This window comes from Pseudomonas sp. PSB11 (assembly GCF_014596605.1).
In the GTDB taxonomy this organism is placed as follows: domain Bacteria; phylum Pseudomonadota; class Gammaproteobacteria; order Pseudomonadales; family Pseudomonadaceae; genus Aquipseudomonas; species Aquipseudomonas umsongensis.
Genome location: NZ_NOIO01000024.1, coordinates 61,395 through 85,406, shown reverse-complemented (window position 1 = coordinate 85,406; position 24,012 = coordinate 61,395). Strand labels below are relative to the sequence as shown.

Sequence of the window (24,012 nt, the reverse complement as noted above, 5' to 3'; positions counted from 1 at the left end):
GAGATCCTTGTGGGAGCGGGCTTGCCCGCGATGGCGACCTGTCAGTCAACATGAATGTTGAATGTTCCGCCCTCTTCGCGGGCAAGCCCGCTCCCACAGGTTTTGCGTGAATTCAGGCGTCCGGGGTTTGTTCCGCCAGGGCCACTGCACGGAACATCGCGCGGCGTTTGTTCAGGGTTTCTTCCCATTCCAGCGCCGGCACCGAGTCGGCGACGATGCCGCCACCGGCCTGCACATGCAGCTCGCCGTTCTTGATCACCGCCGTACGGATCGCAATGGCGGTGTCCATGTTGCCGTTCCAGGCGAAGTAGCCGACGGCGCCGCCGTAGACACCGCGCTTGACCGGTTCCAGTTCATCGATGATTTCCATCGCACGGATCTTCGGTGCGCCAGACAAGGTGCCCGCCGGCAGAATCGCCCGCAGTGCATCCATCGCCGTCAGTCCGGCCTTCAATTGGCCGGTGACGTTGGACACGATGTGCATCACGTTGGAGTAACGCTCGATGACCATTTTCTCGGTGAGTTTCACCGAACCAATTTCCGATACGCGACCCGTGTCGTTACGACCGAGGTCGATCAGCATCAGGTGCTCGGCAATTTCCTTGTCGTCCGAGAGCAAGTCTTTTTCCAGCGCCACATCGGCCTCTTCGTTGGCTCCGCGTGGACGGGTGCCGGCGATCGGGCGTACGGTGATCAGATTGTCTTCGACCCGCACCAGCACTTCTGGCGAACTGCCGACGACGTGGAAGTCGCCGAAGTTGAAGAAGTACATGTAAGGCGTCGGGTTGAAGCAGCGCAGCGCTCGGTACAGATCGATGGGCGCTGCCTTGAAGTCGATCGACATGCGCTGGGACGGCACGACCTGCATGCAGTCACCGGCCAGGATGTATTCCTTGATGGTGTCGACGGCTTTTTCGTAATCGTTCTGGGTGAAACTGGAACGGAACACCGGATCGGCGGATTGCTGCTTGCTGAAGTCCAGGCCACGGCGCGGGGTAATTGGCTGACGGAGTTTTTCCAGCAACTCTTCCAGGCGCGTGCGGCCTTGCTCGAAAGCGTCTTCCTGGGCCGGATCGGCCAGGACGATTGCATGCATCTTGCCGGCGAGGTTATCGAACACCACCACCGCGTCGGACACCATCAGCAGAATGTCCGGCACGCCCAACGGGTCCGGGTTCGGGCATTTGCCCAGACGCTTTTCCACATAACGTACGCAGTCATAACCGAAGTAGCCCACCAGGCCGCCGTTGAAGCGCGGCAGACCGGCAATCGTCGGCACGTTGTAACGGGCCTTGAAGGTTTCGACGAAGGCCAGTGGGTCTTCTACATCGTGGCTTTCAGTCTCGACACCGTCGATGGTCACGCTGACGTGATGGTCGTGCACCCGCAGCACAGTGCGACACGGCAGGCCGATGATCGAGTATCGGCCCCACTTCTCGCCACCTTGTACGGACTCCAGCAAATAGGAGTTGGGCTCGTCGGCCAGTTTCAGGTAGATCGATAGCGGCGTGTCGAAGTCGGCCAGGGTTTCGCAAGCAAGCGGGATGCGGTTATAGCCGGCAGCGGCCAAACGCAGGAATTCTTCGCGGATCATGAGGTGCCTCGTGGCTTGAGGGTCAAACAGTCAGGTATGCAAACGCGCCGGACAACCGGCCAGGATCAGTCAGGCGCGCCAACGCCAGCGGGCCAGGGCCTTGATGACTTTCATCCAGAGTTTGCGAGTGACCACCACGATGACGTTTCCAGAAGGGGGTTGGACAGCGTCGGCCAACGTTATCTCAGCGGCCGGGTCCAGGCAACCGCGAATTAGCTTGCGCAGGTCGTCGATCACCAACGCCGGTGACTCTTCGGCAATCGGACGCCCGTGGTTGTAGCCGTAGCTCAGGGCCACGCACTTGACCCCCGCCGCTTTCGCCGCCTGCACATCACTGCGCGAGTCGCCGACAAACAAGGATTGCGAAGCCGGGATATTGGCCATCTTCATTACGAAAAACAGCGCAGCCGGGTCGGGTTTTTTCTGTGGCAGGGTGTCGCCGCCAATGATCCACTTGAAATATCGGCCGATTTTCATCTGGTCCAGCAGCGGCGCGACGAAGCGCTCCGGCTTGTTGGTAATCAGCGCCATCTCGATGCCCTGCTTTTGCAGCCATTTAAGGGTATCGCGCACACCGGGGTAGACCACGGTCAACCCATGGCTATCGGCATAGGCCTGCATGAAAATCTCCAGCGCGCTGTCGGCCTCGGCGTCATCGACCTTCGAGTGGTCGATACCGCCGGCCAGGGCACGGCGCACCAGCACGGGCGCGCCATTACCGACCCATTCACGCACCGCTTCGATACCTGCCGGAGCGCGACCGAGCTTGAGCAGCATTTTGTCCACCGCCACCGCCAGGTCCGGGACCGAGTCGACCAAGGTGCCATCCAGGTCGAACATCACCAGTCGTGGCAGGGTTCCGGGAAACAGCTGCTCAAAGCCACTCATGGGCGGGCCAGCGCCAGTTCGGAACGCATTTTTTCAATCACTTCCTGGTAGTTCGGTGCATTGAAGATCGCCGAACCGGCAACGAAGGTGTCAGCACCCGCTGCAGCGATTTCACGAATGTTGTTCACGTTGACGCCACCGTCGATTTCCAGGCGAATGTCACGACCCGACGCGTCGATCAAAGCCCGCGCCTCACGCAGCTTGTCGAGGGTGCCAGGGATGAACTTTTGCCCGCCGAAGCCCGGGTTGACGCTCATCAGCAGGATCATGTCGACCTTGTCCATCACGTACTTGAGCACGTCCAGCGGCGTTGCCGGGTTGAACACCAGGCCCGACTTGCAACCACCTTCACGGATCAGTTGCAGGGAGCGGTCGATGTGCTGGGTAGCCTCCGGGTGGAAGGTGATGTAGGTCGCGCCGGCTTCGATGAAGTCACCGACAATGCGGTCCACCGGGCTGACCATCAGGTGCGCGTCGATCGGCGCGGTCACGCCGTACTTGCGCAGCGCCGAGCAGACCATCGGGCCGATGGTCAGGTTCGGCACGTAGTGGTTGTCCATGACATCGAAATGCACGAAGTCGGCGCCGGCGGCCAGGACGTTGTCCACTTCTTCGCCCAGGCGGGCGAAGTCGGCGGAAAGAATCGACGGAGCAATTACGAAGGGCTGCATGACGCACCTTTTCTGAGCAGAATCACGATGGCGCGCATTGTATACCTCATGCTTTGGCCCGCGCACCGAAAGCGCGATGATCAGTAGGCTGCCCGGTAGATTTTCTCGATATCGACAGCACTCAACCGGCGCGGATTGTTGCGCATCAGGCGCTCGATCCCCGCTGCCTCCACGGCCATCGCCGCAATCGCATCCTCGGGAACCCCGACACTACGCAGGCCTTGGGGGATTTCCACCGCCGTGCACAGCGCAGCCATGGCCTCCACGGCCTTGTCGGCCGCTTCGTTGGCGCTCAGATGAGCCGTCCTCACGCCCATGGCTTCGGCGATATCCTGCATGCGTTCAATGCAGGCCATCTTGTTCCAGGTCATGACATGGGGCAGCAGCAAGGCGTTGCTCACGCCATGGGCGATGTTGAAGCGCCCACCCAAGGGATACGCCAGCGCATGCACCGCACCCACCCCGGCATTGCCGAATGCCATGCCCGCCATCAGGCTGGCGGTGGCCATGTCTTCACGGGCCTGCAGGTTGGACGGGTTGGCGTAGGCCTTGGGCAACGCCTTGGCTATCAGTTTGATGGCGCCAATGGCCAAGGCGTCGGTAATCGGCGAGGCATTGACCGACAGATAGGATTCGATGGCATGCACCAGCGCATCGACGCCGCTGGCCGCCGTGACCCCGCGCGGACAAGTCAGCGTCATCTGCGGGCTTATCAATGCCACGTCCGGCAACAAGTAATCGCTGACGATGCCTTTCTTCAATTGCGCGACCTTATCGGAAAGGATCGCCACGTTGGTGACTTCCGAACCGGTGCCGGCGGTGGTGGGGATGGCGATCAGTGGCGGGCCTTTGCGTGGTACCTGGTCAACCCCGAACAAATCTTCAAGGGCACCGTGGTAACCGGCGTAGGCCGCCACGCTCTTGGCGATGTCGATGGCGCTCCCCCCGCCCAGGCCGATCAGCCCGTCATGCCCGCCGTCGCGGTAGACCCGCATGCAGTCTTCGACGATGGCGATTTCCGGATCCGGCAGCACGCGGTCGAAGATTTCGAAGGTGCGACCACCCAACTGCGCCAGCGCCAGCTCTACCGTGCCAGACTTGACCAGCGCGGCGTCGGTGACGATCAGCGGATGGTCGATGTCCAGGCGTGCCAGTTCGGCAGACAGTTGCTCGATGGCCTCTGCGCCGGTGATCAGTTTGTGAGCGATCTTGAAGGAGGAAAGACCCATGTGCGCAGCCTCTTATGGATGTGGGAGCTGGGCACAAGAGTAGCTGGGGTTTAGGGGTGGGCTGATATTCAGGCGGTGAATGACCGGCGTGCTTCTGTGTCGATCGTTCCCCACGCTCCGCGTGGGAATGCAGCCAGGGACGCTCTGCGTCCCAAAAGCGGACGCGGAGCGTCCGATGAGGCATTCCCACGCAGAGCGTGGGAACGATCGTTAACCGTAGATCAGACCTGCGCGGTACGCAGTTTCTCGCTGCGCCCACGCAGCCATTCCAGGGTCAGCAGCAGGATCACCGAGAAGGCGATCAGCAGCGTCGCGGCGGCGGCGATGGTCGGACTGAGGTTTTCGCGGATGCCGCTGAACATCTGCCGTGGCAAGGTCGCTTGCTCGGGGCCGGCGAGGAACAGCGTTACCACCACTTCATCGAAGGAAGTGGCGAAGGCAAACAAAGCACCGGAAATCACCCCGGGCGCAATCAACGGCAAAGTCACCCGACGGAACGCCGTCAGCGGCGAAGCACCGAGGCTGGCCGCCGCGCGCACCAGATTCTGGTTAAACCCTTGCAAAGTCGCCGACACGGTGATGATCACGAACGGCACGCCCAACACCGCATGCACCACAATCAGTGAGAAGAAGCTGTTGCCCAGGCCCAAGGGCGCAAAGAACAGATAGCTGGCCACACCAATGATCACCACGGGCACCACCATCGGCGAAATGACCAGCGCCATCACCAGCGGTTTGCCGGGGAAGTCACCACGGGTCAGGCCGATGGCCGCCAGTGTACCGAACACCATGGCCAGCACCGTAGCGGCCGGCGCGACGATAATGCTGTTCTTCAGGGCGCGCATCCATTCCGCCGAGGCGAAAAAGTCGTGATACCACTGCAGCGAGAAGCCTTGCAGCGGGTACACCAGGAAACTGCCGGAGTTGAACGACAGCGGGATGATCACCAGCACCGGCAGGATCAGGAACAACAGAATCAAGCCGCAGAGAATCCGCAAGCTGTAGAACCACACCCGCTCGATGGGCGACATATAAGGACTCAGCATTTCATTCTCCCCTTAGCTCAGGCGCAGGCGACTGGCGCCCACCAGCCAGCTGTAAATCAGATAAAGCACCACGGTCGCCAGGAGCAACAGGCCGCCGAGTGCGGTCGCCATGCCCCAGTTGATGCTGGTGTTGGTGTAGAAGGCGACGAAGTAGCTGACCATCTGATCGTTCGGGCTGCCCAGCAACGCCGGGGTGATGTAGTAGCCGATGGCGAGGATGAACACCAACAGGCAACCGGCGCCGACACCGGCATAGGTTTGCGGGAAGTACACCCGCCAGAAGCTGGCGAATGGATGGCACCCCAGGGAAATCGCCGCACGCATGTAGGTCGGCGAAATGCCTTTCATCACGCTATAGATCGGCAGGATCATGAAGGGCAGCAGGATGTGCACCATCGAGATGTAAACACCGATGCGGTTGAACACCAGCTCCAGCGGCTTATCGATGATGCCCATGGCCATCAGGCCGCTGTTGATCAGGCCACCCGATTGCAGCAAGACAATCCACGCGGCAACCCGTACCAGGATCGAGGTCCAGAACGGTAGCAGCACCAGAATCATCAGCAGGTTGCTCTGGCGCGACGGCAGGTTCGCCAACAGGTAAGCCAGGGGATACGCGAGTACCAGGCAGATCACGGTGATGATCAGGCCCATCCAGAACGTGCGGGCAAAGATGTCGAGGTAGATCGCCTGGTCCGGGGTGGCCGGGGCGATTTCGCCGAGGTCGTCGATGCGGTGATCGACCGCGGCCAGCAAATAATACGGCGTAATGCTGCTGGTATTGCGGCGTACGGCTTGCCAGTAGGCCGGGTCACCCCAGCGCTCGTCGAGACCTTCCAGCGCTTCTTTATAAGAGGCCGGTTCAGCGGCGAACGGCAAGGCGCGGGCGGTTTTGGTCAGCAGGCTGCGATAGCCGGCCAACTCCATGTTCAAGCGCTTGGACAAATCGCCCAGGGTCTGATTCTTGCGCGCTTCGGCGAGGTCTTCGCTGGCCGCCTTGTAGACCGGTTCGGCAGGCAGGCCTCGGCCGTCCCAACTGGCGATGGCCGCCACGGTGCGCGGCATGCCACCGACCACTTCCGGGTTACCCACGCTTTTGTAGAGCAGCGCCACGATTGGCACCAGGAACACCAGCAACAGGAACAGCACCAGCGGCGCGATCAACGCCTGGGCCTTCCAGCGGTTGACCCGCTCGGCGTGCTTGAGCCGCTGCTTCAAGGTGGGGTCAGTGCCCGCGTTCACGGGAACGGCGATAGCCATGGCGTACTCCGGAAATCTTTGGATGGGCGGCATCAAACAGCGCGATGCCGCATTACATCAATGTTCTTGAACCATTCACTGGCCCCTGTAGGAGCTGGCGCAGCCTGCGATCTTTTGGCGGCTTAGAGACCGCTGAAGATCAAAAGATCGCAGCCTTCGGCAGCTCCTACAGCGTAAGCCCGCGCTACGGTCTTACTTCGCAGCCCAGGAATTGAAGCGCTGTTCCAGTTGCTCGCCGTTGTCAGCCCAGAAGCTGACGTCGATCTGTACCTGGTTGGCGATGTTTTCCGGGGTGGTCGGCATGTCCTTCAGGACATCCTTGGCCAGCAACGGTACGGCCTGGGTGTTGGCCGGGCCGTAGGCGATGTTTTCCGAGTAGGTCTTCTGCTGCTGTGGCTGTACCGAGAAGGCGATGAATTTCTTCGCCGCTTCCGCACGCTTGGCATCCAGACCTTTTGGAATAGCCCATGCGTCGAAGTCGTAGATACCGCCGTTCCACACCACTTTCAGGTTGCTTTCTTTCTGCACGGCGGCGATGCGGCCGTTGTAGGCAGAGCTCATGACCACGTCACCGGAAGCGAGGTATTGCGGCGGTTGTGCGCCCGCTTCCCACCACTGGATGTTGGGCTTGAGTTCGTCGAGTTTCTTGAACGCGCGATCCTGTCCATCTTTACCGGCCAGCACTTTGTAGACGTCTTTTGGCGCAACGCCGTCAGCCATCAGTGCGAACTCCAGGGTGTACTTGGCGCCTTTACGCAGGCCTCGCTTGCCTGGGAATTGCTTGGTGTCCCAGAAATCCGCCCAGCTGGTCGGTGCGGTCTTCAGCTTGTCGGCGTTGTAGGCCAACACGGTCGACCACACGAAGAAACCTACGCCACATGGCTGGATAGCGCCTTTGACGTAGTCCTCGGTCTTGCCGAACAGGGCCGGGTCGAGTTGCTCGAACATGTCTTCGTCGCAACCACGGGACAGTTCTGGTGATTCGACTTCTACCAGATCCCAGGACACGCTCTTGGTGTCGACCATGGCCTTGACCTTGGCCATCTCACCGTTGTATTCGCCCGCCACGATCTTGCCGTTGCCTGCCGCTTCCCACGGTGCGTAGAAGGCTTTGACCTGCGCCGCCTTGTTCGCCCCGCCAAAGGACACCACGGTCAGGTCCGGGCCAGCCGCCATTGCGCTTGCTGCCCCCATCATGCCCAGTGCCAGAGCGGTGAATTTCAGGGATCTCAACATTTATTGTTCTCTCCACGTGCAGGGTTTGTGTTGTTGAAGCCGGGGCGATCAGTTCGCCTCTAGAATGGGATCGAGCGCGCGAACGTGTTCGACCTGCCAGCCAAGCGGAACCACGTCGCCGACCGCGAGCGCAGGATCGAGCTCGGCAATCGGTTGTTTCACGAAGAAGTCGGTCTTGCCACAGACCTCCAGGCGAACCCGGACGTGGTCGCCCAGATAGATAAATTCCGCTACCCGTCCCGAGAAGCGGTTGATGCAAGACTCGCTGGAGCCATTGAGACTCACGCGTTCGGGGCGAATGGACAAGGTCACCGGTTCACCGGTCCTGCCGACGTTCACCGCCAGGGCTTCAACTTTTTCACCACGGCCCAGTTCGACCACGCAACGGTCGCCGGTCTGACTGTGCAGACGGCCATTAAGACGGTTGTTTTCGCCAATGAAGTTGGCGACGAAGGTGTTTTTCGGCTCTTCATACAACGTACGTGGAGGCGCGATCTGCTGGATCTCGCCCTGATGGAAAACGGCCACACGGTCGGACATGGTCAAGGCTTCGCCCTGGTCGTGGGTCACGTAGACCACGGTCACACCCAGACGCTGGTGCAGGTGCTTGATTTCCATCTGCATGTGTTCGCGCAACTGTTTATCCAGTGCGCCGAGGGGTTCGTCCATCAGCACCAGTTGCGGCTCGAACACCAGTGCGCGGGCCAGTGCCACGCGCTGCTGCTGTCCACCGGACAGTTGTGCCGGATAACGCTGGGCAAAGGCGTCGAGCTGCACCATGCTCAGGACTTTTTTGACCTTATCGCTGACGTCGCTTTTGTTCAGCCCGCGCACAGTCAGAGGGAACGCCAGGTTCTCGGCAACCGTCATGTGCGGGAACAACGCATAGTTCTGGAAGACCATGCCGATGTCACGCTTGTGCGGCGGCACGTTGTTGATGGCGCGTCCGGCCAGCAGGATCTCTCCCGCTGTCGGAGTTTCGAAACCGGCGAGCATCATCAGGCTGGTGGTTTTGCCGGAGCCGGAGGGGCCAAGCAAGGTGAGGAATTCGCCTTTGCGAATGTCCAGGTTGAGGTCCTTGACGATCAGGTTCTCGCCATCGTAGCTCTTCTGCACTCCACGAAAGCTGACCAGAACATCATTGGCCCCTGCGCTTGAATCGACCTGGCTCATACCCACACCTTTGTTGTTGATGACTGCTGTGGACTAAGCCTAGTGGACGCTGGGACCTGCGCAAATCGGGGGGCAAGAGAGAATCGCCTCAGCCATATGGAAGGCTGGGGGTAGGGATTGCCCTACAAGGATGGCGCGCTTTGGCAAGCGCAGCGGCGAGCGGTGAGCTGCACGCCGCAAGAACGAGCAATAGCGGTTGTCCAGGCATGTCGCAAATGGACATGGCGACGCGCGCAGGGGGGCGGGGGTGTTTTCAGAGGAGCTTGTGTTCCATCGCGTACTTCACCAGCTCCGCCAGCGAGGTGATATTGAGTTTCTGCATCAACCGCGCCTTGTGGGTACTGATGGTTTTGCTGCTCAACGCCAGTTGCTGGGCAATGTCGTTGACGTTGGCGCCCTGGGCCAGGCGTTCGAACACCGAAAACTCACGCTCCGAGAGCAGTGAGTGCAACGGCCGCGAATCGGTCAGGCCGACTTCGAAGACCATCCGGTCGGCCAGGTCCGGGTCGATATAGCGCCCTCCCGCTGCCACCCGGCGGATGGCCGTCAGCAACAGCGCCGGATCACTGTCCTTGGTGGCATAGCCTGCCGCACCGACTTTCAACGCCCGTGCCGCCATTTGCGCCTCGTCATGCATCGACAACACCAGGATCACCGGCGGATTGTTCAAGGCACGGATCCGCGGGATCGCCTCAAGGCCGTTGACACCCGGCATGGAGATATCCAGCAGCACCACTTCGCAGGGTACATGCCGCAGGGTCTCGAGCAGCTGTTCGCCATTGCTCGCCTCCCCCACCACCAGCAAGTCCTTGGCCAGGCCGATCAATTGCTTGATGCCTTCGCGGACAATGGTGTGGTCTTCGGCAACCAGTACACGGATCACTTACGTCTCCTTATCCAAGGGTACTCGCACAGTCAGGGTCGTGCCCTCACCCGGCTCACTCTCAAGGGACAGTTGCCCGCCCATGATCAACACCCGCTCGCGCATGCCGACCAACCCAAAGGAAGTTTGCCTGCCGCTTTCGGCGACAAATCCTACGCCATCATCGCTGACGGTCAGGCACAACTCGTCGCCTTCAAGAGTAAGTGTCAGTTCGACAGTATGCGCCTGGGCGTGGCGCATGACATTGGTCAGTGCTTCCTGAAGTATACGAAACAGGCCGATGGCCTTGGCATCACTGAGCACGGGCAAGTTTTCAGGCACCTGTACCAGGCACGGAATCTGCGTGCGCGCCTCGAACCGGCGTGCCTGCCATTCGATGGCCGAGGCTATCCCGGCATCTAGAATCGGTGGCCGCAACGCCGTCGCCACATCGCGTACCAGCTGGAACAGCTGTGCGATCAAACGCTTCATGCTGTTCAGGCGCTCGTTCAATCCGGGGTCGAGTTGCGCATAAGCCAGCTCGCACATGGACGTTTCCAGCTTGAGCACCGTCAACATCTGGCCCAGTTCGTCGTGAACTTCCCGGGCAATGCGCGCCTTCTCCTCTTCGCGCACGCTTTCAAGGTGCGCCGACAATTCGCGCAGTTGCTCACGCGAGCTCGCCAGTTCCAGTTCGATGCGTTTGCTCTCGCTGATGTCCCAGACAATGCCATCCCAAACGTAGGCGCCGCCCTCGAGTCGACGGGTTATCGCCTTGATCTCCGCCCAGCGTTGTTCCCCCTGACGCGTAAGGATCCGCCCCTGCCAGGACCAGTCGCTGTCAGTGTCCAGCGCACGATCCTGGGTCTGGTGATAGCTGGCCTTGTCGTCCGGATGCACGAGGCTGCGCAGGCCTTTGTCACGATGGGCCAGGGTCGCTGGCGAATAACCCACCAGGCTCTCGCTGCCCTCACTGATATAGGCAAAGTCGATCTGGCCTGTCACCGGCGCCCGTTCCAGGCGAAAAACCAGGCCCGGCACATTCGCCGCGATCCCTTGCAAGCGTGCTTCACTTTCCTGCAACGCCGCCAGGGCGCGACGACGTTCGGTGACATCGGTCAGGTAGACCACCAGGTACTCGCCATCGCGAAAGCGCAAAAAACTCAGGGAGACATCGGCCGGCAGGATGCTGCCATCGGCCCGCAGGCAATTGGATTCGAAACTTTGCGGCGCGTCGTCGCTGCCCCTGGCGCGCTTCCACAGGTTCAACCAGCGATCCATGTGCAGTTCGGGCTCGAACTCGATCAATGGCCGGTCGATAATCCCTCCGGGCGGATAGCCCAGCATGGTTTCGGCAGCGCGGTTGGCGTAGCGCACGTGGCTGTCCCAATTCACCCAGAGAATGCCGACGGTGCTCTGGTCGATGGAAAACTGCGTGAGCCGCAGGGCCTCTTCACTGGCGGCACGCAGGGCAATGTCTGCCTGCGCCGCCACCAGTCGTTGTTCCAGGCTGTGCTGCTGGCGTCGTTGCCAGAACACGATGGCCATGGCGCTGAGCGCCACCACCAATAGCAACAGGCAAAGGTTTTGCCAGAATCCCGGGGATTCGGTGAGCCGCGGGTACTTGGGTTGCAGCCACTGGTTGTGCAGCGCCTCCAGGTCCTTGGCCGGGATCGCCCGCAGCGCGCTTTCGACAATGCCGGCCAACTCGGGCAGGTCGCGTCGCGTGGCCACCCGCAGCAGCTGTGGCAAGCCGATATCACCGACCACCACCAGCCCGGAGAACTCAGGTTCAACGGACAGGCGCCCCAATTGTGCCTCGTCGACCACTGCGTAGGCGGCTTGCTGGCTCAACAACAGTTGCAAGGCCTGGCGTTCGGCCGGTACACCCTGCAGGTTCAAATGCGGATAGTTTCCACGCAGGTAGTCGGCGGTGGCACTGGGCATGCGCACGGCGACGCGGGTTTGGCTGTCGAGCTTTTCCAGCTCAACCGCCCCGGTGCTTTTCTGGTCGCTGACCACCAGTTGTGGCACCCGCATGTACGGGTCGGAAAACTGCCAGAGGCGCAGGCCGCCAGGGGTCTGGGTCAGCCCCGGGGCGAGATCGATTTCGCCGGCGCGCGCGGCCGCTTCCAATTGCTCGAGATCGGGAAAGTTGCGCCAGCTCAGTTCGACCTTGAGCGACTTGGCCAGCCACTTCATCAGCTCGACATTGACCCCGGACAGGCGCTGCAAGCGGCGGTCGTACTGCGCGTAGGGCGCTTGCAACACCAGTCCCACCCGCAAATCGCCCTGCCGCGCCAACCACTGTTGCTGGCCTGCCGACAATGGCGCGACATGCGCCGGTGGCGCGGCCGCCGCCCAGCCCATCAAGGGCAACCACAAACAGCCGATAACCCACAGGCAGCGAAAACGCATCATCGAACTCTCACACACTGACAAAAACTGACCAACCCATTAGGCTGCCGGAATAACTTCTGGCCTGGAATATCCAATGCTCCCTGTCTACCGCCTGGCACTGCCAGCATTGTGCCTGTCGCTGGTCCTGCCATGGGCTTTTTCCGTTGAAGCAGCCGACCCGACGCCTGCCACGGCAGAAACCCCCTCCGAAGCAAAACCACTCGAACGCCAGCCGTTGCCTGAGCGTAGTCAGGAAGAAGCCATTGCACTGGAGCGAAAAATTCCGCTCCAGGAACAACAGCAATTGCAAGCAGGCTCCGATACGTTCCTGGCCCTGTGGAAGCCGGCCAATACCGCCGACCCCAAAGGTGCGGTCATTATCATTCCTGGCGCTGGCGAAACCGTTGACTGGCCGCAAGCAATCGGCCCGCTGCGCCGCCAATTACCGGATGCCCAATGGAGCAGCCTGAGTATCACCCTGCCTGACTTGCAAAGCGAAGCCATGGCGCCGCGCGTGGTGCAAGCCACTGCGCAAGCCAAAGCGCCAGACGTCGGCAGCAAAGACTCGACCACCGCCGCGCCCATCGAACAGGCCGCGGGTGGCGAAGCCGAGGTGGCGGACAAGGCCGTCGCCGAAACCGCTGACGAACAGAGCAAGGCTGACGCCGAGCGAATCTTCGCCCGCATCGACGCAGCCATCGCTTTTGCCGAACAGCAAAGTGCTCGCAGCCTGGTGGTGCTGGGGCATGGTACCGGCGCCTATTGGGCTGCGCGGTATTTGAGCGAGAGGCAGACGGCACAGGTCGAGCGCTTCGTCATGGTCGCCGCGCAGACGCCGAACAAAGCGGTCCCTGAACTGGACAACCTCGCGCCAAGCCTCAAGCTGCCCACCGCCGACTTCTTCTATATGGACAAGCCGCTGGACCGCAACGCGGCGCTGGCCCGCCTGCAGGCCAGCAAACGCCTGAAGACTTCGGCCTTCAGCCAGGTCTCGCTCAAGGCTCTGCCGGGCAATAACAAGGCACAACAGGAACAATTGGTGCGCCGGGTGCGGGGCTGGTTGAATCCGCAGAATGCGTCGAACTGATGGACTGAGTCGCCCCACTCTTGGGGCGACGCAACGCTTCGCTGCTAACGAAAGTCCCGCCGTTGACGAATCAACGTATAGGCGTTGTGCAGCTCGCGTGTCTTATCGGTGGCCTCTCGAACCTGCGACGCCGTGGCACCACTGCCGGCAATCTTGTCCGGGTGATGACGACTGAGCAGGCGGCGATAGGCGCGCTTGATCTGGGCGGGCTCACTGGTGGCAGTTACACCCAACAGCCGCAAAGCGTCCTGATAGGTTGTCACACTGCTGACCAACGGACGATGCTGTGGCTCGTAATCGGCCGCCAACGCCCTGACATGCCGTTCGGACCACCCCAGCCAATTCCCCCACTGAAAGAGCAGCTCACGCTCGCGATTGCCCGCATGCCCATCAGCCCAAACCATCCGCCAACAAGCGCGCAAGACCCCTTCTGCCGCATAGGGTTGAGACTTTAGGCTGCGCAAATGGCCACGCAACCGGTCACTGCCCGACTTGCCACGATTGAACGCGGCAATCGCCCGACGCTGTGCCGATTCGGACATTTCCAGGGCACGCATCTCCGCGCGAGCCTGCTGGATATGCCCCTCCACGACCCGTCCATCACACTTGGCCAGGCGTCCCAGCAACACAAACAACAACTCGTCGTTGCGCAGGACAGGTCGCCCCCCGAGCTTTTCGCGCAAATGCGCCAGGCTTTGCAGGTGCAGGTGCCGATCCAGCACCTGCCCCAACAAGGCGCCAAGCATGGCTCCCGGAATGCTGGCGATGGCAAAGCCCACTCCGGTTCCGATCAGCGTCCCTGGCCACAGCATGTCAGCGGCTCGCTTCGATCAGGGTTTCAACTTCGGCCAGACGCTCGTGAGTGCCGACATCGACCCAATGCCCCCTCAGGCGTTCGCCGCTCACTAGCCCGTCTGCCATGGCTTTGCGCAATAGCGGCGCGAGCTTGAACGCTCCTGCCGAGCAACCATCGAACAACTGTGGATGCAGCACGGCGATACCGCTGTAGGTCAGGGTTGCGGTGTCCGGCTGACCGTCCCGGACCTGGCCGTCGCTCAGGCTGAAGTCTCCGGCGAGATGATGGGGTGGGTTGTCGGCCAGCACCAGATGCGCCAGCCCGGTAATGGGTTGATGCAGCACGCTGAAATCGTAGTCGGTCCAGATGTCACCGTTGACCACCAGGAAAGCTTCGTCACCCAATAACGGCAAGGCGCGGAAGATTCCGCCACCGGTTTCCAGGGGTTCACCTTCGGCCGAGTAGCGAATGCTCACGCCGTAGCGCGAGCCATCGCCCAGATAGTCTTCGATCTGCTGGCCCAGCCAGGCATGATTGATCACGATCTCGGTAAAACCTGCCGCCGCCAGGGCTCGCAGGTGATACTCGATCAGCGGCACGCCGCCGGCGCGCACCAGCGGCTTGGGCGTGGTCAGGGTCAAGGGACGCATGCGCTCGCCCTTGCCTGCCGCCAGAATCATCGCCTTCATGCGGTCACTCCGGCACGCAGGCTGGCCAGCAATACATCGAGCCCAGCCAGTTCAGGACGACGCGCAATCACTGCATCTATATAGGCAAAGAAGCGAGGCACATCGCCCAGGTAGCGCGGCTTGCCGTCGCGGTGGCAAATACGCGCAAAGATACCGATCACTTTCAGGTGACGCTGCACGCCCATCAGGTCGCTGGCGCGCAGGAAGTCTTCGAAGTCTGGCTGCACCGGAATGTTCAGCGCAGCCGCTTGCTGCCAGTAATTTTCCAGCCAGCCGCGCACGCGCTCCTCGGGCCAACTGAGGAAGGCATCCTTGAACAGGCAGGTTACGTCGTAGGTGACAGGACCATAGACGGCGTCCTGGAAATCCAGCACGCCCGGGTTGGGCTCGCTGAGCATCAGGTTACGTGGCATGTAGTCGCGATGCACCAGGACCTTCGGCTGGGCCAGGGCACTGTCGATCAACAGATCGCTGACCTGCTGCCAGAGCACTTGCTGCGCCGCATCAAACTCGACGCCCAATTCATGCTTGACGTACCACTCGGGAAACAATTGCAGCTCGCGTCGCAACAGCGCCACGTCGTAACTCGGCAATGGCGCAACCATCGGCAACTGCTGGAACGCCAGTAGCGCTTGCAGGGCATCGTTGAACAAATCGTCGGCGTTTTCGCTGTCGATCACGTCCAGGTAAGTCTGGTTGCCCAGGTCATTGAGCAAAAGAAATCCGCGTTCAAGGTCTTCGGCGTAGATTTTCGGCACATTTATCCCGGATTTCGCCAGCAGAAATGCGATATCCACGAAAGGCTTGCAGTTTTCCTGGGGCGGAGGTGCGTCCATCACGATCAAGCTTTGACCTGCACCCTCCCACCGAAAATAGCGCCGAAAACTCGCGTCGCTGCTTGCCGCAGTCAACGTGGCCGGGGGTACGGCACCCCACCCCTGTTGTGCAAAAAGAATTGCCAATTGCTCATCGAGCCAAACTTTCAGGTGTTGCAAACGTATATCTTGGTCAGGCATTGCAAGGGTCTCCGACGGCGCTAGCCGTCAAGCGGGTCATGCTTTATTATCCAGCATCTTTTTCAGACCATCGAGAGGCGTGCGGCCCACACCGCGGGCAGATGGCACGCAGGAAGCCCGGACTATTAAGATGGCATTGAAATCCCCCGCGTTTCGTAAAAAATTTCCGTTGTTGATGACCGGCAGTTTGCTGGCTCTGCAACCCTTGGCCACCCCTTTCGTGGTCGCCGCGGAACAGTATGACTGCTCGGTCTCCGCTTCGGGAGCCTGGAATTGTGCGCCAAAATCGCCAGCGGCTGCATTGCCACCGCGTCCAGTCCACGAGGGCAGCGCAGTCTCCGCCACCGGCGAGTCACCCGCCGAAACGGGCGCCAGCGAAGACACGGGGGCCAAACCTGCACTGGTCACCGAATCCAAAGGCCGTGGCCTGAAGTCGCGTAGCGCAGACTACAGCCACCTCGACTGGGTTCCGCGCGAGCAGCTCACTGCAGCACAATTGGCCGAAACCGGTCCTTATTGCTCTGGTTCCTATATCGAACCGATTCGTCCTGGCATGAATGACAAGACGAATAAAAGTGACGCTCCCACCTTTGTCGGCGCCAAAGCCTCCCGCTACAAGCAGGATGAGCAGGTCGCCAGCCTGGCCGGTGACGTGGTCATGCGCCAGGGCAGCATGCAGGTCGAAGCCGATGAAGCCAACCTTTACCAGGCCGAGAGCCGTGGCGAGCTGAGCGGCAACGTGCGCATTCGCGACAACGGTGCACTGATCGTGGGTGACCACGCCGACGTGCAGCTCGATACCGGTGAAGCCAAGATCGACAACGCCGAATACGTGATGCACAAATCGCGTATCCGCGGTAACGCGCTGTACGCCAAGCGTGCCGAGAACGCGATCATCCGCCTCAAGGATGGTACGTACACCACGTGCGAACCGAACAGCAACGCCTGGCAACTCAAGGGCAACAACATCACCTTGAACCCGGCGACCGGCTTCGGCACCGCGACCAACGTGACACTGCGGGTCAAGGACATTCCTGTCCTGTACACGCCGTATATCTACTTCCCGATCGACGACCGCCGTCAATCCGGCTTCCTGCCGCCGACCATCGGCACCGGCAGCGATACCGGCTTCCTGCTGGTTACGCCGTACTACTTCAACCTGGCACCCAACTACGATGCCACGTTGTACCCACGCTACATGAGCGATCGCGGCCTGTTGATGGAAGGCGAATTCCGCTACCTGACCAAGTCCAGCGAAGGTCAGTTCGGCGCCGCGTACCTCAATGATGAGAACGACGATCGCAAGCTGCAGACCGATTACGATAAAACGCGCTACATGTACAACTGGCAGCACAAGGGTGGTCTTGATTCGCGTGTCCTGACCCAGGTCGACTACACCAAGATCAGCGACCCTTATTACTTCCAGGATCTGAAGACCGACCAGATTGGCGTGAAGAGTGCCGACTACGTCAACCAGCAGGGTGTTGTTACCTACCGTGGCGACAGTTACACCGCCCGCGTGAATGCCCAGGCCTATCAACTGGCGACTGTGTCGAACATCACCCCGTATGACCGTTTGCCGCAGATCACCTTCAACGGTGCGCTACCGGATCGTCCAGGTGGTCTGAATTTCACGTATGACACTGAGCTTGTGCGGTTCGATCGGGATTTGAAGACCGGCGACTACACCGATGAAGACGGCAATGTTGAGCCACGCCTCGACCAAAACGTTCAAGGCCTGGCCCGTGCCAATGGCGATCGCCTCAACCTTGCGCCAGCGGTCAGCTTCCCGATGGAGGCGAGCTATGGGTTCCTGACGCCTAAACTCAAGTACCAGTACACGCAGTACCAACTGGACCTGGACAGCATCGGCAAAAGCCAGATTGCCGCGCAGACTGCAGAACAGGACCGACTCAACGGCACGTTCGACAGCAACCAGAACCGTGGCGTGCCAATCGCCAGCATCGACAGCGGCCTGTATTTCGATCGCAAGACCAGCTGGTTTGGCAAGAACTATAACCAGACCCTCGAACCACGCCTGTTCTACCTCTACGTACCCGAGAAGGACCAGGAAGACATTCCGGTATTCGACACCAGCGAATACACCTTCAGCTATGCCTCGCTGTTCCGCGACAATCGTTTCTCTGGCTCCGATCGCGTCGGCGACGAGAACAAACTGTCCCTGGGCGTAACCAGTCGCTGGATCGAAGAAAACGGCTTCGAACGCCAACGCATCAGCGTCGGCCAGGCTCTCTACTTCAAGGACCGCGAAGTCCAGCTGCCGGGCATCGATGCAAAAACCCGCGAAGACGCGCACTCTGACGTTTCTCCTTATGCGCTGGAGTACGAATATCGCTGGAACCGCGACTGGCGCACCACGGCCGACTACAACTGGGACCCGGACAGCCGCAGCCCTCGTTCGGGCAGTGCGATGTTCCACTACCAGCCTGAGGACAACCCGAACAAGGTTATCAACGCCGGCTATCGCTATCGCAATGACCAGGTTCGTTACGACCAGAACTCCGGTACATGGCAGGTCGGCGGTGGTGACTATGGCGTCCCGGGCCAACCTGGCTACGTGAAGGACTACTACAAGATCGAACAGCACGACTTCTCGGTGATCTGGCCGGTCGTGCCGCAATGGAACGTCATCAGCCGCTGGCAGTACGACTACAACCGCAACCGTACCCTGGAAGCCTTCGGTGGCTTCGAGTACGACAACTGCTGCTGGAAACTGCGCCTGATCAACCGTTACTGGGTCGATTATGACGAAACCAGTCAAGACGCCCCGGAAAACGAAAAAGGCGACCATGGCGTCTTCCTCCAAATTGTTCTGAAGGGACTCGGCGGCCTCACCGGCGCCAAAGTAGAGAGTTTCCTCGACAAAGGCATCCAAGGTTATCGTGAACGTGAAGACCAAGCTTTCTGATTGTCTGCGCCCGCTGTTGCTGGGCGCGCTGTTCCTGGGTACCGCGGCCAACGCCGCGGTACAGTCCATCGACAAAGTGGTGGCCATTGTCGACAACGACGTGGTCATGCAGAGCCAACTGGACCAACGGGTCCATGAAGTCCAGCAAACCATCGCCAAGCGCGGCACCGCCGTGCCACCGGCCAGCGTATTGGAGCAACAGGTGCTTGAGCGCCTGATCGTCGAGAACCTGCAACTGCAGATCGGCGAACGCTCCGGCATCCGCATCACCGATGAAGAACTGAACCAGGCCGTCGGCACGATTGCCCAGCGCAACAACATGTCGGTGGAGCAGTTCCGCGCCGCCCTGACGCGTGACGGCCTGTCCTACGACGACGCACGTGACCAGATTCGCCGCGAAATGGTCATCAGCCGTGTGCGTCAGCGCCGCGTCGCCGAACGCATCCAGGTCTCCGAGCAGGAAGTGAAGAACTTCCTGGCTTCGGACCTTGGCAAAATGCAGCTGTCCGAAGAATTCCGCCTGGCCAACATCCTGATTCCTACGCCGGAAAGCGCCAACTCCGACGCCATCCAGAATGCCGCCAAGCAGGCCGACGCGGTTTACCAGCAGCTCAAGCAAGGCGCTGACTTCGGTCAGCTGGCAATCGCCAAGTCCGCCAGCGAAACCGCACTGGAAGGTGGCGACATGGGCTGGCGTAAAGCCGCTCAACTGCCGCCACCCTTCGATCGCCTGCTGAGCACCATGGCTGTGGGCGACATCACCCAACCGATGCGCACGCCGGGGGGCTTCATCATCCTGAAGATCACCGACAAGCGTGGTGGTGAGGCGCAAGTGCGTGACGAAGTGCACGTACGCCACATCCTGGTCAAACCAAGCCCGATCCGTGACGAAGCAAAGACCAAGGCCCTGGCCGAGTCGCTCTACGCCCGCATCGAAGCAGGCGAAGATTTCGGCGAACTGGCGAAAAGCTTCTCGGAAGATCCGGGTTCCGCCCTCAATGGCGGCGACCTGAACTGGATCGACCCGAATGTACTGGTTCCGGAGTTCCGCGAAGTGATGGCCAAGACCCCGCAAGGTCAGCTGTCCAAGCCATTCCAGACCCAATACGGCTGGCACGTCCTGGAAGTCCTTGGTCGTCGCGCCACCGACAGCACGAGCCAGGCTCGCGAACAGCAAGCGATGACCGTGCTGCGTAATCGCAAATACGACGAAGAGCTGCAAACCTGGCTGCGTCAGATCCGTGACGAAGCGTATGTGGAAATCAAACTCCCTGGCGCCGACCAGGCAGCACAGTGAAACCAAAGCGTTTCGCGCTGACACCCGGCGAACCGGCCGGCATAGGTCCCGACCTGTGCCTGCTGCTCGCCGCGCACGCCCAGCCACACCCCCTGATAGCCATTACCAGCCGCGACCTGCTCCTTGAGCGGGCCGCGCAGTTGGGCGTGGCCGTCGATGTGCTGCCCGTCACGCCGGACAACTGGCCGGATGCTCCCGCTCCCGCCAACAGCCTGTATGTGTGGGATACCCCGCTCAATGCCAAGGTGGTCGCCGGGCAACTGGACAAAGCCAACGCCGCTTTCGTCCTGGAAACCCTCACCCGCGCCGGCCAGGGCTGCCTGGACGGGCATTTTGCCGGCATGATCACCGCCCCGGTGCACAAAGGCGTGATCAATGAATCCGGTATCGCGTTTTCCGGGCACACGGAATTCCTCGCCGACCTGACCCATACCGCGCAAGTGGTCATGATGCTCGCCACCCGTGGTCTGCGCGTGGCACTGGTCACCACCCACCTGCCGCTGCGCGAGATTGCCGATGCGATCACGCCGGAGCGTCTGGAGCGGGTGACGCGAATCCTGCACACCGACCTGAAAGAAAAGTTCGGCATCGCCCAGCCACGCATCCTGGTATGTGGGCTCAACCCCCATGCCGGTGAAGGCGGACACCTGGGCCATGAAGAAATCGATATCATCGAACCCACACTAGAGCGCCTTCGCGGCGAAGGCATGGACCTACGCGGCCCGCTGCCCGCCGACACTCTGTTTACCCCCAAATATCTGGAGCACTGCGATGCAGTGCTGGCGATGTACCACGACCAGGGCCTGCCTGTGCTGAAATACAAAGGCTTTGGCGCAGCAGTCAATGTGACTCTCGGCTTGCCGATCATCCGCACCTCGGTCGACCACGGCACCGCCCTGGACCTGGCCGGTAGCGGCAAGATCGACACCGGCAGCCTGCAAGTCGCCCTGGAAACCGCCTACCAGATGGCCGAGACCCGTTTATGACCGAGCAATACCAACACAAGGCGCGCAAGCGCTTTGGCCAGAACTTTCTGCACGATGCCGGCGTTATCGACCGCATCCTGCGCTCCATCCATGCCAAGGCCGAAGACCGCCTCCTGGAAATCGGCCCCGGCCAAGGCGCGCTGACCCAGGGCCTGCTCAGCAGCGGCGCCCAACTCGACGTGGTGGAACTGGACAAGGACCTGATCCCGATCCTCAACCAGCAGTTCGCTGGCAAGAGCAACTTCAACCTGCATCAGGGTGATGCGTTGAAGTTCGATTTCACCAGTTTGAATGCTGCACCTGGCAGCCTGCGCGTAGTCGGCAACTTGCCATATAACATCTCTACACCGCTGATTTTCCACCTGCTGCACAACGCCCACCTGATTCGCGACATGCACTTCATGCTGCAAAAAGAAGTGGTCGAGCGTCTGGCGGCAGGGCCTGGTGGCGGTGATTGGGGCCGGCTGTCGATCATGGTCCAGTACCACTGCCGGGTCGAGCATCTGTTCAACGTAGGTCCTGGCGCGTTCAACCCGCCACCAAAAGTCGACTCGGCCATCGTGCGCCTGGTGCCCCATGCAGTACTGCCGCACCCGGCCAAGGATCACCGCTTGCTGGAGCGCGTCGTGCGCGAGGCTTTCAACCAGCGCCGCAAGACCCTGCGCAACACCCTCAAGCTCCTGCTGAGCAACGCCGAAATCGAAGCCGCTGGCGTCGATGGCAGCTTGCGTCCCGAGCAGCTCGATCTGGCGGCGTTCGTACGCCTTGCTGACAAGCTCAGCGAACAAGCCCTACAGAAAACCGCGGACGCCTGACAGGACTGAAGCGTTATCGGGTAGGACACCAGCGCCCATGTCTGGTTTACTATCCGATACCTGGCCTAGACTGACTTATCAGCTACGTCCCGCGTTTCGCTTCGTTTTTAAGGCCCTTTGCATGTCCGATCCTCGTTATCAGGTCGACGTCAGCGTCGTCACCCGCTATCTGGCAGAACAATCGCAACCCGAGCAAGAGCGTTTTGCCTTCGCGTACACCATCACCGTGCAAAATAACGGCCTGCTACCGGCCCAACTGCTATCACGGCATTGGGTCATCACCGATGGCGATGGGCATGTCGAGGAAGTTCGCGGTGCGGGCGTGGTAGGTCAGCAACCGCTGATCGAGCCTGGGCAAAGCCATACCTACAGCAGCGGCACCGTCATGACATCCAAGGTCGGCACCATGCAGGGCACTTACGAGATGCTCGCCGACGACGGCAAACATTTCGATGCCATCATCGCCCCGTTCCGCCTGGCGGTGCCTGGAGCCTTGCACTGATGGCCACCTATGCCGTCGGCGACCTGCAAGGCTGCCTTGAAGCACTGCAATGCCTGCTCAAGAAGGTCGCCTTCGACCCGGCCGAAGACCGTCTGTGGCTGGTCGGCGACCTGGTTAATCGCGGCCCGCAGTCGCTGGAAACCCTGCGCTTCCTCTATAGCATCCGTCACTCACTGGTGTGCGTGCTTGGCAACCACGACCTGCACCTGCTGGCGGCCGGCAAGAATATCGAGCGCCTGAAGAAAGCCGACACCCTGCGCGAAATTATCGAAGCCCCGGACAGCGCCGAGCTGCTGGAATGGCTGCGCCAGCAAAAACTCATGCACTACGACGAGCAGCGCAACGTGGCGATGGTACATGCTGGCATTCCGCCGCAATGGTCGCTGCGCAAAGCACTGAAATGCGCGGCCGAAGTCGAGACGGCCCTGCGCGATGACAACCTGCTGCCGCCTTACCTCGATGGCATGTACGGTAACGATCCGGCGAAATGGGACAGTGACCTCAAGGGCGTCACGCGCCTGCGGGTGATTACCAACTATTTCACGCGCATGCGCTTCTGCACGGCCGAGGGCAAACTCGACCTCAAGAGCAAGGAAGGCCTGGGCACGGCACCTGCAGGCTTCAAGCCGTGGTTCCAGCACAAGGAACGCAAAACCAGGGACGTAAAGATCATCTTCGGCCACTGGGCAGCACTGGAAGGCAAGATCCAGGAGCCGGGCGTCTCGGCCCTCGACACTGGCTGTGTCTGGGGCGGTGCCCTGACCCTGATGAATGTCGACACGGGTGAACGCCTGGCCTGCAAATGCGACGAACACGGCCATGCCGCCGAGCCGCCAGTCGCCCCACAGATTTCCGAACCATCGCCAGCCAGCGCCCCGCGCTAGACTGCATTTTCTGCCGAGCCACAGGAGCCCGCCATGAGCGAATTCAAACGTATTCCCCCGGAACAGGCCCAGGCCCTGCGCGAACAAGGTGCAGTGGTGGTCGATGTCCGGGACCCTGCAACCTTTGCCGCCTTGCACATCAGCGGCTCGAAGCATCTGGACAACCACTCCCTGCACGCCTTCATCCAGGGTGCCGATCTGGACGCGCCCACCGTGGTGGTTTGCTATCACGGCAACTCCAGCCAGGGTGCCGCCGCCTACCTGGTCAGCCAGGGTTTTTCCGACGTCTACAGCATGGATGGCGGCTTCGAGCTATGGCGTACGACTTATCCTTCAGAAACAGCGCAAGGCACCACCGAATAATTTTTTTGTCATGCGCAAGGCCCCGCCCCCCGCGGGCTAGCGCGGTGGCAGACGAACGGTCTGCCACAACTAATTACGTATCTCGCCTTTACCTCCCGAATTCCCAACTATCCTTAAGCGCAGGCCATCCAAAACAGGGGAGAGCCGGTACACCGGCGCACGGGTCATCGGGAGTAGCTTTCGGGGTAGTCAGCTCCGAAAGAGTTCTGGGGGGTAAACAGCGACCGCCTGTTCGGTTGCTGCCAGCATCGACTGAGTGATCCGGCGTCGGCTCCACGTATCGAGCGAG

The 24,012-nt window shown here is 60.8% G+C and carries 21 protein-coding genes; 8 read left to right on the top strand and 13 right to left on the bottom strand.

Annotation, left to right across the window (positions count from 1 at the left end; genetic code table 11):
* Positions 1–112: 112 nt before the first annotated feature.
* From trpE to CGA21_RS23255, 10 genes are all read right to left on the bottom strand, one after another.
* Complete coding sequence (gene trpE, locus CGA21_RS23300) at positions 113–1,594, bottom strand: anthranilate synthase component I (RefSeq protein ID WP_020798795.1); 1,482 nt, start codon at positions 1,592–1,594, stop codon at positions 113–115.
* 69 nt (positions 1,595–1,663) lie between these two features.
* On the bottom strand, positions 1,664–2,482 hold the full coding sequence (locus CGA21_RS23295) for a phosphoglycolate phosphatase (protein WP_188265127.1): 819 nt from the start codon (positions 2,480–2,482) through the stop codon (positions 1,664–1,666).
* Entirely contained in the window at positions 2,479–3,153 is a 675-nt protein-coding gene (gene rpe / locus CGA21_RS23290; protein ID WP_033044299.1) for a ribulose-phosphate 3-epimerase, read from the bottom strand. Before rpe ends, CGA21_RS23295 begins: the two co-directional genes overlap by 4 nt.
* A gap of 80 nt (positions 3,154–3,233) precedes the next feature.
* Positions 3,234–4,382: an iron-containing alcohol dehydrogenase gene (locus CGA21_RS23285; RefSeq protein WP_188265126.1), complete on the bottom strand. Its 1,149-nt coding sequence runs from the start codon at positions 4,380–4,382 to the stop codon at positions 3,234–3,236.
* A gap of 221 nt (positions 4,383–4,603) precedes the next feature.
* Positions 4,604–5,428 (bottom strand): ABC transporter permease, encoded by an 825-nt coding sequence (locus tag CGA21_RS23280; protein ID WP_008061581.1) that lies wholly within the window; start codon positions 5,426–5,428, stop codon positions 4,604–4,606.
* A gap of 12 nt (positions 5,429–5,440) precedes the next feature.
* On the bottom strand, positions 5,441–6,688 hold the full coding sequence (locus tag CGA21_RS23275; protein ID WP_188265125.1) for an ABC transporter permease: 1,248 nt from the start codon (positions 6,686–6,688) through the stop codon (positions 5,441–5,443).
* A 192-nt stretch (positions 6,689–6,880) separates the two neighbouring features.
* Complete coding sequence (locus tag CGA21_RS23270; protein ID WP_020798800.1) at positions 6,881–7,924, bottom strand: ABC transporter substrate-binding protein; 1,044 nt, start codon at positions 7,922–7,924, stop codon at positions 6,881–6,883.
* A gap of 48 nt (positions 7,925–7,972) precedes the next feature.
* A complete protein-coding gene (locus CGA21_RS23265) occupies positions 7,973–9,097 on the bottom strand; it encodes an ABC transporter ATP-binding protein (RefSeq protein ID WP_110754844.1) in 1,125 nt (374 codons plus the stop codon).
* Positions 9,098–9,350: 253 nt separating this feature from the next.
* Entirely contained in the window at positions 9,351–9,980 is a 630-nt protein-coding gene (locus CGA21_RS23260; RefSeq protein WP_020798801.1) for a response regulator transcription factor, read from the bottom strand.
* Positions 9,981–12,380, bottom strand: coding sequence for a PAS domain S-box protein (locus CGA21_RS23255; protein WP_188265124.1), 2,400 nt, complete (start codon positions 12,378–12,380; stop codon positions 9,981–9,983).
* A 73-nt stretch (positions 12,381–12,453) separates the two neighbouring features.
* Between CGA21_RS23255 and CGA21_RS23250 the strand changes: the two genes are divergently transcribed.
* On the top strand, positions 12,454–13,446 hold the full coding sequence (locus CGA21_RS23250; protein WP_188265123.1) for an alpha/beta hydrolase family protein: 993 nt from the start codon (positions 12,454–12,456) through the stop codon (positions 13,444–13,446).
* A gap of 44 nt (positions 13,447–13,490) precedes the next feature.
* Here CGA21_RS23250 and CGA21_RS23245 read toward each other — a convergent pair whose 3' ends face one another.
* The 3 genes from CGA21_RS23245 to CGA21_RS23235 are packed head-to-tail and all read right to left on the bottom strand — an operon-like array spanning position 13,491 to position 15,947.
* Complete coding sequence (locus CGA21_RS23245) at positions 13,491–14,258, bottom strand: TerB family tellurite resistance protein (RefSeq protein ID WP_110754841.1); 768 nt, start codon at positions 14,256–14,258, stop codon at positions 13,491–13,493.
* 1 nt (position 14,259) lies between these two features.
* Positions 14,260–14,931, bottom strand: a complete 672-nt coding sequence (murU, locus tag CGA21_RS23240) for an N-acetylmuramate alpha-1-phosphate uridylyltransferase MurU (RefSeq protein WP_110754840.1) — start codon at positions 14,929–14,931, stop codon at positions 14,260–14,262.
* Entirely contained in the window at positions 14,928–15,947 is a 1,020-nt protein-coding gene (locus CGA21_RS23235) for an aminoglycoside phosphotransferase family protein (RefSeq protein ID WP_110754839.1), read from the bottom strand. The genes murU and CGA21_RS23235 overlap by 4 nt, the downstream gene beginning before the upstream one ends.
* A gap of 130 nt (positions 15,948–16,077) precedes the next feature.
* On the opposite strand from CGA21_RS23235, the gene CGA21_RS23230 reads away from it, so the two are divergent.
* The 7 genes from CGA21_RS23230 (at position 16,078) to glpE (ending at position 23,723) form a co-directional block, all read left to right on the top strand.
* Positions 16,078–18,876, top strand: coding sequence for an LPS-assembly protein LptD (locus tag CGA21_RS23230; protein ID WP_110754838.1), 2,799 nt, complete (start codon positions 16,078–16,080; stop codon positions 18,874–18,876).
* On the top strand, positions 18,857–20,173 hold the full coding sequence (gene surA / locus CGA21_RS23225; RefSeq protein ID WP_110754837.1) for a peptidylprolyl isomerase SurA: 1,317 nt from the start codon (positions 18,857–18,859) through the stop codon (positions 20,171–20,173). Before CGA21_RS23230 ends, surA begins: the two co-directional genes overlap by 20 nt.
* Positions 20,170–21,159: a 4-hydroxythreonine-4-phosphate dehydrogenase PdxA gene (gene pdxA / locus CGA21_RS23220; protein ID WP_020798809.1), complete on the top strand. Its 990-nt coding sequence runs from the start codon at positions 20,170–20,172 to the stop codon at positions 21,157–21,159. Before surA ends, pdxA begins: the two co-directional genes overlap by 4 nt.
* A complete protein-coding gene (rsmA, locus tag CGA21_RS23215) occupies positions 21,156–21,974 on the top strand; it encodes a 16S rRNA (adenine(1518)-N(6)/adenine(1519)-N(6))-dimethyltransferase RsmA (RefSeq protein ID WP_110754835.1) in 819 nt (272 codons plus the stop codon). Before pdxA ends, rsmA begins: the two co-directional genes overlap by 4 nt.
* A gap of 121 nt (positions 21,975–22,095) precedes the next feature.
* Positions 22,096–22,476 carry a Co2+/Mg2+ efflux protein ApaG gene (gene apaG, locus CGA21_RS23210; RefSeq protein WP_110754834.1) on the top strand — a complete coding sequence of 127 codons (381 nt, stop codon included), beginning with the start codon at positions 22,096–22,098 and terminating at the stop codon, positions 22,474–22,476.
* Complete coding sequence (locus CGA21_RS23205; RefSeq protein ID WP_110754833.1) at positions 22,476–23,360, top strand: symmetrical bis(5'-nucleosyl)-tetraphosphatase; 885 nt, start codon at positions 22,476–22,478, stop codon at positions 23,358–23,360. The genes apaG and CGA21_RS23205 overlap by 1 nt, the downstream gene beginning before the upstream one ends.
* A 33-nt stretch (positions 23,361–23,393) precedes the next feature.
* Positions 23,394–23,723, top strand: coding sequence for a thiosulfate sulfurtransferase GlpE (gene glpE / locus CGA21_RS23200; RefSeq protein WP_110754832.1), 330 nt, complete (start codon positions 23,394–23,396; stop codon positions 23,721–23,723).
* The last annotated feature ends 289 nt before the right edge of the window (positions 23,724–24,012 follow it).